The organism is Paenibacillus sp. FSL H7-0703, assembly GCF_038003485.1.
GTDB classification, from domain to species: Bacteria; Bacillota; Bacilli; order Paenibacillales; family Paenibacillaceae; genus Paenibacillus; species Paenibacillus polymyxa_B.
The window spans coordinates 745,077-761,655 of record NZ_JBBOPF010000001.1 but is presented as its reverse complement, the minus strand read 5'-3'; the positions used below and the strand labels follow the sequence as shown (position 1 = coordinate 761,655).

The window sequence follows — 16,579 nt, the reverse complement described above, 5'->3', positions numbered from 1 at the left end:
ATGATTCCATAGCGCCATGCTGATGGCTTCCATACGGAGTATAAATATCTGCTCGCTATGCAATCACCGCACGGTTCAAATCATTAAATCAACTTCATACGTAAGGATGGTACTTCATATGAAGAATAAAGGCATTTGCTACCTATCCGCATTTTTAGCAGCATTGTTTCTCTGGAACCTGCTCATTGCTTCGGCATGGGCAACAGACAGTATAACACCTGATTCATTGGAAAAAACAGTGGACGATATCATGAATACAGAATTGGAAAAATTGCATATTCCGGGGGCTGCGGTCGTCGTGACCCAAGAAAACCAAATCCTTTTTAGTAAAGGCTATGGATATGCAGATCTGGAGCGGAAAGTGGCATTCGATCCAGCGAAGACCATTGTTCGTGTCGGCTCTCTAACCAAATCATTTAGTGCAAGCGCCACGATGCAGCTGGTTGAGCAAAACAAGCTTGATTTGAATGAAGACGTGAACAGCTATCTCCACAGCTATAAAACTACGCAATACCAAAATCAGCCTTTCAATTTGCATCAGCTTTTGACACATACCTCAGGATTGGATGAAGCGCTGTACGACATTAACAGCTCAACTCGGGCAGGCGTTTTGCCCACAGAGCAGTATCTCAGCACGTATTTCCAAAATCAGCCTCCCATCCGCAAACCTGGAATTCAGTATGATTACAGCAATGTCGCCTACGGTCTGATCGGTAATATCGTGGAGCAAGTAAGCGGTCAGGGACTGAATGATTACCTCCGTACACATCTGTTCCAGCCGATGAATATGCCCAGCGCGACACTGGAATTGCCGTTAAATCATCCGGCACTGGCCCAATCGTATCAGTGGAAGGATGGAGCGTATTTGAAACAACCTTTGTCATATATCAATCTGCCGGGAGCAGGAGCGTTGAACGTCACACCCAACGAGTTTTCCCATTACCTGATTACTCATTTAAACCAAGGCAAGTATGAGGACAAAGTGGTGCTCCAGCCACATACGGTAAAAGTGATGCATGCGCAGCAATTTGCAGTCGATGCACGCCTGGATGGCGTAGGCTACGGATTTTTCCGTGGTCATTTGGAGACGGGAGTACCTATGCTGTGGGCTACCGGGGAAATTGATGATTTTATTTCGGAAATGGTACTGATTCCGTCGCAAAAGATCGGTATTTTTGTGATCATTAATTCAGCTGACACGGACACCCTGCTTCATGGAAAAGTCATCCATGCGATAGCCCAAATGCTGCCCTCAGAGCCGCAGGCCGTTTCGCAGTCACTAGCTCGTTCTTCCACCCAAGTGAAGCTTTCGCCAGAGATTGAGGGCGTATATCAGGTGGATTCTAATCCTGTTCATGGGTGGGGAAAATGGATTCGGATACTGGGAAACATTACATACACCGTGCGAATTCAAGATGATCATACGTTAATTGTTAAAGGAAAATACCCAAATGAGAATGAAGCAACAGACAAAGTTTTTCAAGCAGCAGGCGATGGATTGTTTGTGGAAAAGGGGGACCAGCTTAAAATTTTGCTGTATCAGGAAAACGGTACGTGGATGATGGTTGCCCCGGATAGTAAGACCATGAAGCAGACGACACTTTGGCACCGTACCTGGACTCTGCTTGTCAGCTACGCTGCCGCCTCCTTATTTTTCATCACGACCTTGCTGATTTGGATCGTAAGATATGTGATCAGAGATATCCGTAAAACGAATAATCACATTTCGTCCAACCTTGCATTCATTGCGTCACTAAATACGATTTTTCTCGGGGTGCAGGTCATCTATGGTAACAATCAGATCGTGTATGGCTATTCCGCATGGTATATCTGGGGAATTTGCACGCTGCCACTCATTTCAGCACTCATTGCCGTGTGGGTATTAATCGTGAATGGCGCAAAGCTGATTACAGGGGAAAGAAGAACCCGGGCTGCCGGGAAAATCCTATTTGCGGTACTCACATTGCTGCATACGGTGTATCTTTTTTATTGGAATTTCCTTCCTATTCATTATTCCTAAAGATTTACAAAACCATGCATATTCGAACATAAATGAATGCTAAAATTTGTATCTGATGCCCCCCAGAGGGGCTTTAAACCAACAAACAGGAGGGAAAGAATGGGAATCTTTCGTCGTTTTACATCCCGTAGCTTCAAATACGCAACTGCTATGGTTTTCACTTTATCGTTGTACGCTGGTGTTGCGGGCAGCATGCAACCGGCACGGGCAGAAGGTCCGGCGGACCCAGCCCCCTTCATTGCAGCGAAAGTGGTCAATGAGAACGCTGGTAAAAAAGTGCTGTTTGATAATACACATGGACAGACAGCTGGCGCAGCAGATTGGGTGATTGATGGTGGATTTTCAGACTTCGGCCAAGCCCTCGCGAGTAATGGCTATGATGTACACGAGCTTCGCCAATCTACGCCTATTACTTACAATGATCTAAAGAATTATGATGTATTTGTTACGGCAGAGCCGAATATTCCTTTTAAACAGAGCGAACAGGCTGCAATGGAGCAGTATGTAAAAGCAGGCAATAGTATTTTTTTCATTGGAGATCATTATAATGCGGACCGCAACAAGAATCGCTGGGATGGATCGGAGAGCATTAATGGCTACCGTCGTGGTGCATGGGAAGACCCTGCGAAGGGAATGAGTGCGGAAGAAAAAAGCTCGGCAGCAATGCAGGGCGTAGTCAGCTCAGATTGGCTGGGCAGCCAGTTTGGTGTGCGCTTTCGCTACAACGCATTAGGCGATATCACGGCCAATCAGATTGTCGAGCCAGCGCAGGCGTTCGGCATTACAGCTGGAGTGAGTAATGTGGCAATGCATGCAGGATCAACACTCGCGATTATCGACCCAGCGAAAGCCAAGGGAATCGTATATCTCCCTAAAACCAATCAGGCTTGGGGCAACGCGGTAGATCAGGGCGTTTATAACGGAGGCGGCATTCCGGAAGGACCTTATGCAGCTGTATCGAAAGTAGGACTAGGCAAAGCTGCTTTCATTGGGGACTCGTCTCCTGTCGAAGATGCAACGCCAAAATATTTGCGCGAAGAGACAGGAACCAAGAAGACAACGTATGACGGCTTTAAGGAGCAGGATGACGCTGTGTTACTGGTCAATATCGTAGACTGGTTGTCCAAGAAGGAGGAGTATACCAGCCTGACGGAAGTGAAAAGCTTACAGCTGGACCAGCCGACGGCATTACTGCCTTTTGAAGAGCCGCAGACTTCCACGGAACCACAAGCCGAGCCTTGGTCCGCTCCCGCAGCCGGCTACAAATGGTGGGATCAGCGAACATTCAAAGCAGGGTCCTATGGCGGATCTACAGCCAGTGCGCAACCCGTGTACAGCATTGTTCGTCAAGAGCAGCTGCCCAATGCACAGCCTTTTCAAATTCGGGTTACTGCCGACCAACTGGCTCCTAACAGCACGATTAGCGGATTCAGCACAGGTATTTATGTTGCAGGCGGCAATCAAGTAGCCCAAATTCAAAATCCGGATGGAAGCTGGCCAACCTCTTACGGCTATAGCGAAACATTTAGCCTGGAGTCCAACGGCAAAGGCCACGCCTATAAGGACTTGACGGTGCGAATCAAGCCGGGAACCAGTGGTTCAGCTAATCTTAGACTGAGGCAAAACGGCAGCAATCTGCTGACCCAATCCGTCGTACTGGCTGATGTTCCGGCCCAGCCGTTGCCCGAGGAAGGCAATACGGTTCCAGCTCGTATCAGTGTCGCAGAAGCACGGAGTTTCCCGGCTGGCAAAGTCGTGACCTTAGAGGGTGTTGTGACGACAGAACCAGGTGCATTCGGTGGTCAAGCCTTTTACATGCAGGATGAAAGTGGCGGTATTTATGTATATCAGAACCAAAGCGGCTTTCACCAAGGGGATCGAGTAAAGCTTACAGCAAGCTTGGCACTGTATAATAGTGAGCTAGAGTTAACCGATCCAGTGGCAATTGAAAAAACGGGAGAAGGACAGCTTCCGGAAGCTGTACAAGTCACCGAACTCAGTGATGCGAACCAAGGGCAGTTGGTTGAGCTTCCTACGGCAATGATTCGTAATGTGATAGACGCGACTCCCGTAGGTTCGTTTGAATTTGATGCAGTATCTGGTGAAGTAAGTCACCATGTGCGCGTCGATGCACGGACAGGCTTAACTCGGACATCTTTTCCATATCAAGAAGGACAGCAAGTGAAGCTGAAGGGAATTTCGGCGATTTTCAAAGGGAATTATCAGTTAAAACCGCGTGGACTGGATGATTTTTCAGCTCAGGCAGGCGCAGCTTTGCAGGAAGTAGAGCTTTCACTGGATCAAACGACCCTCAATATTGGGGATACGGCAGCGACACATCTCAAGGGTACGCTGACAGATGGCAGCGAAGCTGATTTAAGCCGCGCTTCTGTTCAGTATATCAGCAGTCATGAATCCGTTTCGCTGGATACGTATGGAGAACTTAAGGCCCTAAAAGAAGGGACCGCGGAGATTACAGCCAGCGTTACTTTGGGCGGTCAAACAGTGGTGTCCAATCCTGTAACCGTTAGAGTCGAAAAGACTGCTGTAGGTGAAGTGCCGGGTAAACCTGTGCTGTCGCATGATAACGGGCAGGACACCGGGCTGAAGGATGGCAACTACAACATCACCATGAATCTGTGGTGGGGTACGAATGGTGATGAACTCAAGTTGTACGAAAACGACAAGCTGATTGGCACCCAATCGTTGCAAGCCGCTTCCCCTGGAGCACAGCATGCAGTCATTCCTGTTACAGGTAAGACCAACGGTACCTACACGTATACTGTAGAATTGATTAACGCTTCTGGTAAAACGACCAGCGACCCATTAACTGTCGAAGTGACCGATGCTTCCCCTGGCATTCCAGTGCTGTCTCATGACAATTGGGACGGTGACGGCACCTACACCCTTACAATGAACATGTGGTGGGGCACGAATGCGACAAAATACAACTTATATGAAAATGGAGAACTGATCGATGCCCAGGATCTGCCAAGCCAAAGCCCGCAGGCCCAAAGTGCAGTCACCAACATCCAAAATCAAAAGCCGGGTACATATGAGTATCGGGCCGAGTTAGTCAATGCTTCAGGAGAAGTTTCTAGTCAAACGATAAGTGTAGAAGTAAAGGGGCATTAAGTAGAAACGATGGGCCGTTAAAAAGTAAGAGCATCTATTGACCTCGTGAGAGTCTATAGATGCTTTTTTATTTTTTTTCGAAGCGGGAATTATCATTTTAGGATTGGGTTGGCGAAGCGGAAAGTCCCTCTATATCTGAGGAGCCATAGAAGAACATGGCAACTAGAATCACAATAATGACAACCTCTGCAAAATATTCTCCATCAAACTCACTCACCGCATAAGTCTCCTTTCGCCACTTGTTAATTATTTATTTTCTGTGAAAAGGCTTGTATCACCTGGTCCAGTGTCATATTCCCGTTATCATTTAAAAATTTCACCATATTATCGACATTGGATGGAGTGGATGCTAGTGTTTTGTATTTTCCTGTGAGTCCTAAAAACAATGTTGCTTGTCTGTATAAAGTCACGGAATCGACGTTTAGTTTTCCTGTTAGTAGGAGGGCTGCCACGAGGACCTCCACATTTTTTCCTTGAAGCGCAGAAAAGATAGCCGAATTACTGTTTAATCCATTTTTCTTTTGACCGTTGAGGGGGGATTTGGATTTACGATTCCCGTTCCCATTACCATTCTTTCCTAAGGAAGCCATTGAATCTTCCTCCCGCCATATACTGCTCCTGCCTGGTTTTCACAAAATTCGAGACAAGGACAGCGGCACTCCATGTGCTCATCAATATACGTTATGGTCATACGATATGCGAATAAGAGAGCATTGGTTACTATAAGAATCACCCTGGCTGAAGTTAGTTGGCTACTATTATCCAGTAATTTATTTCGCATGTTGGTCCGATTTAGAGTAAACTACAATAAAGCAAGCCAAATGAGCAATTGCATAAATCCCAGAGCGTTTTCAATCAGCAATGTTTAGACTGAAACGGTTTAGTTCTTTTATTGTATTTTTGAGCGTTGAATTGGAATTAAGCAAAATGCTGAAATAGGAGTTGTAGATAAAATATGTCGAATGAAGAAGTATTGTTAACTAAAGAGGGATTGGCCAAGCTGGAGGATGAGCTTAAGGAACTGAAGACCGTAAAACGCAAGGAGCTAGCCGAACGCCTTAAGTTGGCTATCAGCTACGGCGATTTGAAAGAAAATAGTGAGTATCACTCAGCCAAGGACGACCAAGCGTTTATGGAAACCCGCATTCTCATATTGGAGAAAATGCTGACCAAAGCCCGGGTCGTGGATGAGAGTAATTTAGACCTTAGAACCGTTAGTATCGGATCGACTGTCATTCTGAATGACATCGAATTTTCGGAGAAGATGGAATACAAAATTGTAAGTCCTGCTGAGGCGGATGTTCTTGATAATAAAATTTCCTATGAGAGTCCTTTAGGCAAGGCACTCTTGGGAAAAGAAGTGGGCAGTATCATTCATGTGGATGCACCCATGGCCGTAATTAAATATGAGCTGCTTGAAATTAAGCTCACATAGTTCATTCCCGATTCCCTTATATGAGGGGGCCGGGATTTTTTACTTCTCGCTGCCTACAATACCGTCCATGTGGAGCACAGTTGCACTCCACATACTGGACAGGATTTTCTTTACTCCGCTAAGCGCACTAAGTTAGTCCGTCATTAGGAAGCCTGCTTGCTCCAATGCAGCGCAGGCATCATTAATTTTATCTTCGTCCGAGGCATTCAAGGTGTGCAGGTGGATGCCTCCTGTCAGCTGGGACAAATAAGTGGCCTGGGTGGAGCTGATTTTACGGATAAAATCGTCCACTTCCTTGCGAGTTCCAACCCGTATCGGAGCAGTCAGATCCCCGTATACCGGATGCTCAACAATAACATCCTGCACACTTACACCGTAGTCCACAATCAGCTTTAGTTCCTCTTCTGTCTGTTCAGGTCGATGTTTACACACAATAATACGTGAGGCTAAGGGAGTTGCCTGACTCGCAGGCTCCATATAAATGTATCCTTGACTTGTTGCAAGGATAGGCTCTTGGCTTGCTTTTAACAGGGAAATATCCTGTACAATTACTTGTCGGGAGACGGAGGATCTGCGCGCCAGTTCGCTCCCGGTCAGTGGTGATTCGCTCTTGAGCCACAACAGCAGCTGTTCGCGACGATCCGTACCTGACCGTTTTAAAGATTCAGTCAACGGGATAAGCTCCTTTCTTTTCGATGCGTCAGGTCTGTCAAAATATCTACCAATACATTCAATTCCTCGATGGTGGTCGTTCTTCCGAAAGAAACACGGATAAATTGTAACGCTTCACGGCCGGATGCTCCAAGCGCCTGTAAGGCAGGCGAAGGATCGTGGTGTCCGGCAGCACATGCGCTTCCAGTTGATATACAGACACCTCTGCGATTACATTCCAGCATAACATATTGTCCCTCGTAACCGTGAAAAAAACATCCTACTATATGATGAAGCACTGCTTTATTCTCGCTTTCCTGTACGGCCCAACGTAACGGAATGGATCTTTCCTGGATTTTCGTAATAAAGTGTCTTCTCAGGGTAGTATATCGCTCCCGATGCGACTCCATCTGTTCGGTCATCATTTCTGCCGCCGCGACAAAGGCTGCAATCCCGGGAACATTAACCGTTCCAGGACGAAATCCGTTTTCATGTAGTGTATCAGGGTACACGGGACGCCACGGGGTTCCGGGTTTGAGATATGCAGCACCGACACCTTTGGGGCCATACACTTTATGGCTTGATACAGAGAGTGCATCTACTCCCATGGATTCTACATCTACGCGAATATTCCCAAATGTCTGTACCGCATCACTATGCAACAAAATACCCCGTTCGCGTAGCAGGGGAGATAAGGCAGCAAGGTCCTGAACCAGTCCCGTTTCCGAATTAGCGTGTTGTACGCAGACAAGTCCGGTGTCTTCTCTCAGGTGAGGTAAAAGAGTTTCGCGAGTCATTCGTCCTTCCCGATCCGGTTGCACAATGGTCAGTTCATAGCCCTGACGTTCCAGCAAAGTAGCAAGGTTGTACATCGAGTGGTGTTCCAAAGCGCTCATGATCCAATGCTTTTTATGCTGCGGCAACCCGTTCAGGATCGATTGCACAACCAACATATTAGATTCTGTTCCCCCGGTTGTAAAATAGATGCCTTCCTTTTGCCCGCCAATCATATTTGCTATTCGTTGCCTGCTGTAATCTAGCGTATAGGCTGCTTGACCGCCCGCATCATGGAGGCTGCTGGCATTTCCGAACATTTCCTTATTTAATACGTTATACATATTTAAAGCTTCGCCACACATAGGTGTGGAAGCGGCATAGTCCAGATAAATCACACCAAATCCTCCCTGCTTAAAATAATTCCATTCAAAAACTCTTGAGATTATTGTAGGCATGTGTAAATATAAGTGTCAAGACACTTGTAAATATGTATGTACACAGAGCGGTTATCTGTTCGTGAGAGCGGGAACGATCAGCCGCATCGATATGGAGGGATTCTAATGTCTATGCTTGACGTTTTACAAGGAAATCGAGGGCTTATGCCAGAGCATTATAAGACACTGACGGTTGCTGACATGGAGCAGCGAGTGGCCGAGCTGAAACAAAAATGGGGACCCAAGCTGCTCATACCGGGCCATCACTATCAGAAGGACGAGGTTATTCAATTTGCTGATATAACAGGAGACTCTCTACAGCTTGCTCAATTGGCTGCACAAAATCAGGAAGCGGAGTTTATTGTATTTTGTGGGGTACATTTTATGGCGGAGACAGCGGATATGCTGACTACTGATCGACAGACTGTTGTCCTGCCGGATATGCGTGCAGGCTGCTCGATGGCAGATATGGCGAATGTGGAGCAGACAGAACGAGCATGGAAGCATTTACAGGAGTTGGTAGGAGATACGATCATTCCGTTAACGTATGTAAATTCCACAGCAGAGATCAAAGCCTTTGTAGGACGGCATGGCGGGGCTACCGTGACTTCTTCGAATGCTAAGCAAGTGCTGGAGTGGGCGCTGAAGCAAAAGGAACGTATTTTGTTTTTGCCGGATCAGCATTTAGGTCGCAATACAGCTTACGATCTTGGAATTCCGCTAAATGAAATGGCCGTGTGGAATCCAATGACCGATCAGCTTGAGACTGAACAGGACCCGGCAACTGTAAAAATTATTTTATGGAAAGGACATTGCTCTGTTCATGAAAAGTTTACAGTAGATCACATTCGCAATGTCCGCGAGCGTGATAAGAACATCCGGGTCATCGTTCACCCCGAATGCTCTTATGAGGTCGTACAGCTCGCAGATTGCGCGGGCTCCACTAAATTCATCATCGATACCATTCGCGCGGCAGAGCCGGGAACACAATGGGCTGTTGGCACAGAAATGAATCTCGTGCAACGAATCAAGCAGCAGTACCCTGAACAGCAGATTGAATCGCTCAATCCCGATATGTGTCCCTGTCTGACCATGAACCGGATCGATCTTCCCCATTTGCTGTGGGCAATGGAGCAGTTTGATCGGGGTGAGCCTGTGGGTGTGATTCGTGTGGATGCTCAGATCAGACAGGATGCTGTACTAGCATTGAATCGTATGCTTGCTATCCGTTAACCATTTGCTGTTCCAGCGAGAATGTTGCTTGAAATCTTTGGCCTTATTTTAAAGAAGCAGGGAGCTTAACAGCATGTAGACGGTTTCCGCTTTGAATAAATATCATTCCACCGGATTTGAGCGTTGGACCGAAGGAGCGTGAGCCTGTGTTGACAGTAAACACGGGCTTTAAGCTCATCAAATCATAACCATGAAATACGCCATCCGATTGCCCGACATAGACTCCTTTGCCAAATACGTCAGCTTGAACGGTCGGATTATCTCCGCCGTAATGAATGAATTGACCTGAGGTCAGCTTCATGGCAGTCAGTCTGGATGTACTAAAATCTTGGTAGAACATGCGACCTTCATGAATAGACAATAAAGGAACAAGTTGATCATAGCCATTTTGCGCCCACTTGCGAGCAGGTTTGCTGTCTGGCTTGTAGTTCCAAAAATCATAGGAAGCTAGTGTCTCTCCCTGAAAGACATAAAGATCTTTGCCGTACAAAAAAGCAGAACCATATACACCTCCAGATCGGTAGACACCGTCTTTATTTTCAGGCTCGGTCCAGCGATACTGACGATCTCCTTTGGATTTACCTGTCTTGAGGTCGTACTGTGCGATCGTAACTTTATGGTTTACCGGGTCATCATCAATCATAAACGTATTGGCAACAGAGTAGACGATCCCGTCTTTAACGGCTAGTGGAAAAGAACTTCTGAAGCTGTCCCAAAGCTTTTTACCGGTTTTAGCGTCATAGGCATTGATCTGTTCAAAGGTCAGGCTGCCCTGTACATTATAGTTGCGGATAAGCACACCGTCAGTTTCCATTATTTCGCCCAAACCACTGTATGAGTTCTTATCCTCACTGATTTTCCACTTCACCTTGCCACTGACAGCATCAATGGCAGCCGTTTGCACCGATTGCATAATATATATAGTTGGACCAATGTGCTGAATACCATATGCTTCAGTAAATCCCAGCGGAGTGGACCACACTTTCTTGCCAGCTTCTGTAACGGCATAGATAGAACCGCTTCGTGTCATTCCATAGATGATACCTTTGTTGTACGTTAAAACAGGGGTAAGCTGATCACCATATTGCCACAATTTCCGACCCGAACTGGCCTCAAGGGCAACCAGTCTATGGTTCGAGTCAACCGCGAACACCTTACCGTTTTCCGCTATTGCAACCGCCTGATCTGGATATCGGTTTCTATCGATTGGGATAACGGGAAAAGACCAGGAAGGTTTGATCACAGGTGCTTGGATTGAGGTGCTATAAGCGCCGTTACTCATGGAGACCGCAGACGGCTCTGCACTTGCCTTTTCAGCGTATACATCGCTGATCAAGGGCAGCCCAATGCTGGCTACCGCCAATCCTGTAAACAATGTGCTATGTATCGTTTTTCTCATACGCGCTGGCTCCTTTAATGGTTAATAGGGGAGTAAGGATTTCAGAAAGTCACCTTTGATTAGACTGTAAATAATCCCAAAAGTTTCATGTAGTATTTGCGTTTTGGTTGTTTTGAGCATAAATACTTAAATTCAGTTGCTTGTGTCGAACCTGTATCTCTAATTAAAGATTAGTCGCTTGTCCGGTTTTCGTGCTATAATTGTGGCAACCAACCGAAGGAGGTGAATCCCTTGTTTGAGCTTCAGGACCTACTCCCTTATTTATTTACAATCGGCTTACTGTGCACAGTAACTTATACGTATCTCGCTCATTTGCACGGCAATGTACCCGAATGCTGGGTCGAAGGCGGGCCCGTAAGATCTCATGCTTCTCCACAGATGCCGATGTCTGCCCGTGGACAGGACATGCCTGTCCGGCTGGCCCGACATATCCGACGTAAGGAAGCGCCGGATGAAGATGCATCCGATTGTTCTCCCTCGTTGAACGATGGCACAGCCAATCAACGAGGAGGAACATATGAAACGATTCAAGGGATTCACCTTTTGGGGTAAAAAAGAACGGATATTTGGATTAATGGTAGCGTTGGCGGTGGTCATGCTGCTGTCTGGTTGTGGTGCGAATGCTGCGGAGATAAATGCACAGACACCGGGATTTTTTAATCATTACGTGGTGTTCCCGCTTTCTTGGCTTATTCAGCAATTGGCGCAATGGTTTGGTGGAAGCTTTGGGCTGGCGATTATGACTTTGACATTTATTGTCCGGCTGGCCTTACTTCCTCTTATGATGCGTCAAACGCGTGCCCAGCAGGGGATGAAGCGCAAGATGAGCGCCATGCAGCCCGATTTGGACCGAATTAAGAAGAAATATGAAAACAAAAAAGATGCCGCCAGCCAGCAGAGTATGCAGCAGGAAATGATGTCGCTTTACAAAGAGCATCAATTCAATCCGCTTAATATCGGTTGTCTGCCTATTCTCATTCAGCTCCCGATCTTGAGCGGTATGTACACTGCAATCCGCTTAACCCCGGAGCTGGCGTCTCACTCCTTCCTATGGTTCCGGCTCGGACAGCCGGACTGGATTTTGGCAATCGTCGTCGCAGTTGTATACTTGGCACAGGCCAAGCTTTCTCAGTTTCAGATGACGCCTGACCAGCGCAAGCAATTTGCGATTATGGGTTATCTTTCACCGATTATGATGGCGGTCTTTTCCTTTAATGCCCCTGCTGCCATGCCATTATATTGGACAGTAAGCGGCACCTTTTTGCTGCTTCAGTCGCTGTGGTTCCGCAGACGCTATCCAATAGAGGAAGCAGAGAGTAAGGTTAAACTTGGAGAAGTCACACCGACCTAAATAGAAGATAATGTTTGTTTAACTTGGGAATTGCACTTGTAGTATGCCACGTGTAATCATAGGATGTCATTCGAGCCGTTTATAAGGCTTTAATGGCGTCCTTTTTTGATGCTGCTTTTTTTCGCTACATTCCGCTTGCGATTTTGTAGTCAATATGAAATCCTTATATTATAAAGTGATACTAAAGTTGGGAGAGGCTAGTATGAGAAGTCCAACCACATCCATAGAATGGAATGATAATCAAATAAGGGAGACGGATGCTATTGCATGAGAAGATTAGGCTCTCAACTCATTCAACGTTGCAGCGAAGACGCTGTTACGTTGGGTAAAAGGGAGTGGCAGTGGTTACCAACAGGGGTGCCCCTAATTCTTTTAATGAAATGATAAGAGAAAAGTGGGCAAAGTAAGACCTATATGTAAGCTAATGCTGAACTTTGTTTTATCACGCAATGAATATTATGGAGGAACTATAGAAAATGAAGCAAACATCAACAAAGCTGCCCATTTCCTTGGCTCTGCTCACATGTATAGTATGTGCATTCGGTTTTGGCTTAGTCGCATTATGGGTGAGTGACCATCAAGTTCGACATTTTGACCAGGAAATTATTTCGGCTATTGGACAACTGGAGTCGCCCGCCATGACTCGTCTAATGAAATTTTTTACCATGATCGGCAGCGGTATTCCAGTTGTGATCATCATTTTAATTGCCATGTTCGTGCTCTATAGAGTATTGGGACACCGCAGAGAGCTGCTTTTTTTGGCGGCTGGTATATTGGGATCGGTAATGCTGAATACGATACTAAAATTGCTTTTTCAGCGTGCGAGACCGGAGATTAACCGTATTATTGAAGAGAATGGATACAGCTTTCCGAGCGGACATTCCATGACAGCTTTCAGCATGTACGCGGCGCTGACATTTTTAGTGTGGAAGCATGTTCCTTCTAGGCTGGGGCGTATCCTTCTTATTGTACTCAGCAGCCTACTGATTGTAGCAATCGGGACGAGCCGCATTTATTTGGGTGTACATTATCCGAGCGACGTTGTGGGTGGTTATTTTATGAGTGGCTGCTGGATGGCGGCTTGTATTTGGTTTTATCAGCGGTACGAAGAACGACGAATGCTGCCACTTCGCTCCAAATCGACAGCATAACGGGTAGCATAAATAATAAAGCTTATAAAAAAGCAGACGCTTTAGCGTCTGCTTTTCATTTGGACAGAGGAAGTGTGTTCAGTCATCTTAGTTCTGGCCTGTTCACCAGGCTTGAGCCCCAGCTTCTGCTCCCATTTTTCATAAAATAAAATAGCCGCCTGCATGAAGATGCCAGGAAGCTTCCGGCTTCGAATGAATTGATGAACGCCGACGGCACAACCTGCACCAATAAGCGCACCTGCCAAAATATCCGAGGGATAATGCACTCCGGTCCACACGCGGGATACTGCGATGAGTACAGCCAAGATAACCCAGAGGACACGAAATTTTTGATGATGAAGCCATAAAATGGCAGCCAAAGCAAACGATCCAAGGGCATGGTTACTCGGAAATGAAGCATTAGGATCATGATGAATAAGCTGAATGACTGAATGTCCGACAAAAGGCCGATCTCTGTAAAACAAATGTCCAAGGCCCCAACTAATCACAAAGCCGATACAAACCGTTATGACGGCTTCTAAAACCATCATCCGATGCGGCATTTTAAAAGTGAACCAGTAAATCAGCAAAGCCACTCCGAATAAATACGGTGCATATTGCGCTAAGAAAAGCATGGTTCCATTCAAAAAGGCGAGGGAATTAGCCAGTTCATTGATCCAGTGAAATAAAGCATAGTCTACATTAATTAACATGAATAAATTACTCCTTAACATCAAAGAATTGAATATCAAAGTTATATTATAGAGCGACTACACGGATAAAAGCTTAAAATCAAATAAAAAATGAATGTCATTTCCATTACTCATTTGTTTTTTCTATAGAAAATAGGTGGAATTGCGATGGAAAAGTCGGTGCTGGTTATTGATGATGAAGAGAAGATATCCAGATTGCTTCAGTTGGAGTTATCCCATGAAGGATATGCAGTTGAAATCGCACAGACGGGCAGAGAAGGATTGGAAAAAGCTCTAGCTGGTAAATGGGATATCATCATTCTGGATGTAATGCTGCCGGAGATGAACGGGGTCGAGGTGCTAAAGCAGATTCGAAAAGTGGACAATCATACACCAGTAATTATGGTCACTGCACGTAACACGACTCCTGATAAGGTTTCAGGTCTGGATGAAGGTGCCAATGATTACATTACGAAGCCTTTTGAGATCGAGGAGTTATTAGCGCGGATGCGGGCCAGTATGAGGCATCAAATGGAGCCAACAGCTACCGCTTTACAGGAAGAGGATAAGCCGCCGCCTAGGCTCCAAGTGGACAGCTTGGTGTTGGAACGCAAGACACGGTTAGTGGTGCGGGAAGGCAATCGAATCGAACTGACGCCAAAAGAATATGATCTGCTTCTTTATCTGATGGAGCACAAAAATCAGGTATTGCAGCGGGATCAAATGATTCAGGACGTGTGGGGATTTGATTTTGTCGGTGATACGAATGTCGTAGATGTGTATATCCGGTATGTTCGCAAAAAAATTGATCATGGATACAAAAAGAAATTGATAAAAACCGTGCGCGGCGTTGGGTACTGCATCCGGGAGGAAGACTAGTGAAGCTTCGGACCAAAATAACCCTGCTCAGTTCTATTTTAGTGATGTCGATACTCCTGTTTGTGGATGTTACAGTTCACCTATTGTTCGTCAAAATCGCTACGCGAAATGAAAGAGAAGTGCTGCAAAATAAATGGACTGAAATCATTGCCGAAACAGGACCCACGATGATTCTAAAGAATGCATGGGGCCCCAAACTGAAAGATGAGCTTTCTGGAGACACCACTCTGAGAGTGTTTGATCAGCAATCCCGACTTCTGTATGAAGTAAGTCGCCAGTCCCGCTTTAAGCTGGGCGATATACGTTTTAACACTTCACAAAGTTCTCAACTGACAGATGTACAGGGTCATAAAATTCTGGTAATCCATCTCCCTGTGCTTTCTCCAGAGGGTAATCAGAAGGGGACCCTGGAGATTGTAGAAAAATGGGATGCACTCGAAACCAATCTCGATATTTTAAATACGATTCTCATCACATCCACTATAGGGGCTATGTTGCTAAGTTTGGTAGGGAGCACGATTTTGGCGAATGCGATATTGCTGCCGATTTCAAGTAGCATTCAAACGATGCAGGAAATTGAAAGAAGCTTGAAATTCAAAAAAATCCCCGTTGATGGTCACAATCAAGATGAATTGTCCCAAATGACCGCTACTTTTAACCGAATGATGGAGAGATTAGAAGAAAGCTTTCAGAGCCAGCAGCAGTTTGTTTCAGATGCCTCACATGAGCTGAACACCACACTTATGATTATTGAGGGCTACGCCAACATGCTGCGGCGGTGGGGTACGCGTGATGAGGAGATTCGTAAGGAATCCATTGAGTCGATCTATGAAGAAACTCAGCGAATGCGTACGATGACACAGCAGTTGCTGACTCTTGCCTCCTCACAGCAGAAAGACCCTGAGCCGCATGAGCGGATCGAAATGATCGGTTGTTGTCAACAGGTAGTAGCGCATCTCAAGCCTGTACATGATCGTCAAATTTCTGTTTTAACAGAAGAGAAAGAAATTTGGCTAGATGCCAACCTGACGAAAATGAAGCAGTTGCTAGTGATCCTGCTGGATAATGCATTAAAATACAGCTCGGATGAGATCGAAATAGGGTTATCTACAGATGAAAAGCATGTCTATATCCAGGTTAAGGATTATGGGATCGGAATACCTGAGGGCGAGATCAAGCGGGTCTTTGAACGATTTTATCGGGTAGATAGCTCCAGACATCGTAAAACCGGAGGAACCGGGCTGGGGTTGCCAATTGCCAAGGCAATTACAGATGCCCATCAGGGTACGATAAGCATGGAGAGCGTAGAAGGAGAAGGAACGGTAGTCATCGTCACGCTGCCCCAAAGACAACAGGAAAGGCTGTCCCTCCAGTAGAAATATCTACTCGCGGAACAGCCCTTTTTATTGTTACTTGTTAGTTAAGCATTCGGTGGATGGAAAT

Annotated in this window: 14 protein-coding genes; 9 read left to right on the top strand and 5 right to left on the bottom strand. The window is 46.0% G+C overall.

All coding sequences use genetic code 11. The annotated features are described in order from the left end of the window. The first annotated feature begins 118 nt into the window (after positions 1 to 118). Both MHB46_RS03020 and MHB46_RS03015 read left to right on the top strand, forming a co-directional pair. Positions 119 to 2,020, top strand: a complete 1,902-nt coding sequence (locus MHB46_RS03020) for a serine hydrolase domain-containing protein (protein ID WP_341161567.1) — start codon at positions 119 to 121, stop codon at positions 2,018 to 2,020. Between the two features lie 99 nt (positions 2,021 to 2,119). Next, positions 2,120 to 5,155 carry a chitinase N-terminal domain-containing protein gene (locus MHB46_RS03015; RefSeq protein ID WP_341161566.1) on the top strand — a complete coding sequence of 1,012 codons (3,036 nt, stop codon included), beginning with the start codon at positions 2,120 to 2,122 and terminating at the stop codon, positions 5,153 to 5,155. 242 nt (positions 5,156 to 5,397) lie between these two features. Here MHB46_RS03015 and MHB46_RS03010 read toward each other — a convergent pair whose 3' ends face one another. Continuing rightward, positions 5,398 to 5,745 (bottom strand): hypothetical protein, encoded by a 348-nt coding sequence (locus MHB46_RS03010; protein WP_025721144.1) that lies wholly within the window; start codon positions 5,743 to 5,745, stop codon positions 5,398 to 5,400. Between the two features lie 365 nt (positions 5,746 to 6,110). On the opposite strand from MHB46_RS03010, the gene greA reads away from it, so the two are divergent. Further along, positions 6,111 to 6,590, top strand: coding sequence for a transcription elongation factor GreA (gene greA, locus MHB46_RS03005; protein ID WP_013310174.1), 480 nt, complete (start codon positions 6,111 to 6,113; stop codon positions 6,588 to 6,590). Positions 6,591 to 6,722: 132 nt separating this feature from the next. Here greA and MHB46_RS03000 read toward each other — a convergent pair whose 3' ends face one another. Together MHB46_RS03000 and MHB46_RS02995 are read right to left on the bottom strand one after the other, a co-directional pair. Further along, positions 6,723 to 7,262, bottom strand: coding sequence for a transcription repressor NadR (locus tag MHB46_RS03000; RefSeq protein WP_039274627.1), 540 nt, complete (start codon positions 7,260 to 7,262; stop codon positions 6,723 to 6,725). After that, positions 7,259 to 8,413 carry an IscS subfamily cysteine desulfurase gene (locus MHB46_RS02995; protein WP_341161565.1) on the bottom strand — a complete coding sequence of 385 codons (1,155 nt, stop codon included), beginning with the start codon at positions 8,411 to 8,413 and terminating at the stop codon, positions 7,259 to 7,261. Before MHB46_RS02995 ends, MHB46_RS03000 begins: the two co-directional genes overlap by 4 nt. Positions 8,414 to 8,578: 165 nt before the next feature. Between MHB46_RS02995 and nadA the strand changes: the two genes are divergently transcribed. Next, the gene (gene nadA, locus MHB46_RS02990) at positions 8,579 to 9,685 is read left to right on the top strand and encodes a quinolinate synthase NadA (protein WP_069291853.1); all 1,107 of its coding nucleotides are present in this window, start codon (positions 8,579 to 8,581) and stop codon (positions 9,683 to 9,685) included. Between the two features lie 43 nt (positions 9,686 to 9,728). Here nadA and MHB46_RS02985 read toward each other — a convergent pair whose 3' ends face one another. Next, the gene (locus MHB46_RS02985) at positions 9,729 to 11,084 is read right to left on the bottom strand and encodes an outer membrane protein assembly factor BamB family protein (RefSeq protein ID WP_341161564.1); all 1,356 of its coding nucleotides are present in this window, start codon (positions 11,082 to 11,084) and stop codon (positions 9,729 to 9,731) included. Positions 11,085 to 11,315: 231 nt separating this feature from the next. Between MHB46_RS02985 and MHB46_RS02980 the strand changes: the two genes are divergently transcribed. The 3 genes from MHB46_RS02980 (at position 11,316) to MHB46_RS02970 (ending at position 13,586) form a co-directional block, all read left to right on the top strand. Continuing rightward, positions 11,316 to 11,636: a hypothetical protein gene (locus MHB46_RS02980; protein WP_013310179.1), complete on the top strand. Its 321-nt coding sequence runs from the start codon at positions 11,316 to 11,318 to the stop codon at positions 11,634 to 11,636. After that, a complete protein-coding gene (gene yidC / locus MHB46_RS02975) occupies positions 11,602 to 12,435 on the top strand; it encodes a membrane protein insertase YidC (RefSeq protein ID WP_341161563.1) in 834 nt (277 codons plus the stop codon). Before MHB46_RS02980 ends, yidC begins: the two co-directional genes overlap by 35 nt. Before the next feature lie 476 nt (positions 12,436 to 12,911). Further along, positions 12,912 to 13,586, top strand: coding sequence for a phosphatase PAP2 family protein (locus tag MHB46_RS02970; protein WP_341161562.1), 675 nt, complete (start codon positions 12,912 to 12,914; stop codon positions 13,584 to 13,586). A 41-nt stretch (positions 13,587 to 13,627) separates the two neighbouring features. Here the strand turns inward: MHB46_RS02970 and MHB46_RS02965 are convergent, their stop codons facing one another. Beyond that, on the bottom strand, positions 13,628 to 14,278 hold the full coding sequence (locus tag MHB46_RS02965) for an undecaprenyl-diphosphatase (protein WP_341161561.1): 651 nt from the start codon (positions 14,276 to 14,278) through the stop codon (positions 13,628 to 13,630). Positions 14,279 to 14,425: 147 nt separating this feature from the next. Here MHB46_RS02965 and MHB46_RS02960 point away from each other — a divergent pair, with 147 nt between their 5' ends. Beyond that, positions 14,426 to 15,136: a response regulator transcription factor gene (locus MHB46_RS02960; RefSeq protein ID WP_341161560.1), complete on the top strand. Its 711-nt coding sequence runs from the start codon at positions 14,426 to 14,428 to the stop codon at positions 15,134 to 15,136. Next, complete coding sequence (locus MHB46_RS02955) at positions 15,136 to 16,512, top strand: sensor histidine kinase (RefSeq protein ID WP_341161559.1); 1,377 nt, start codon at positions 15,136 to 15,138, stop codon at positions 16,510 to 16,512. The genes MHB46_RS02960 and MHB46_RS02955 overlap by 1 nt, the downstream gene beginning before the upstream one ends. Positions 16,513 to 16,579: the final 67 nt, after the last annotated feature.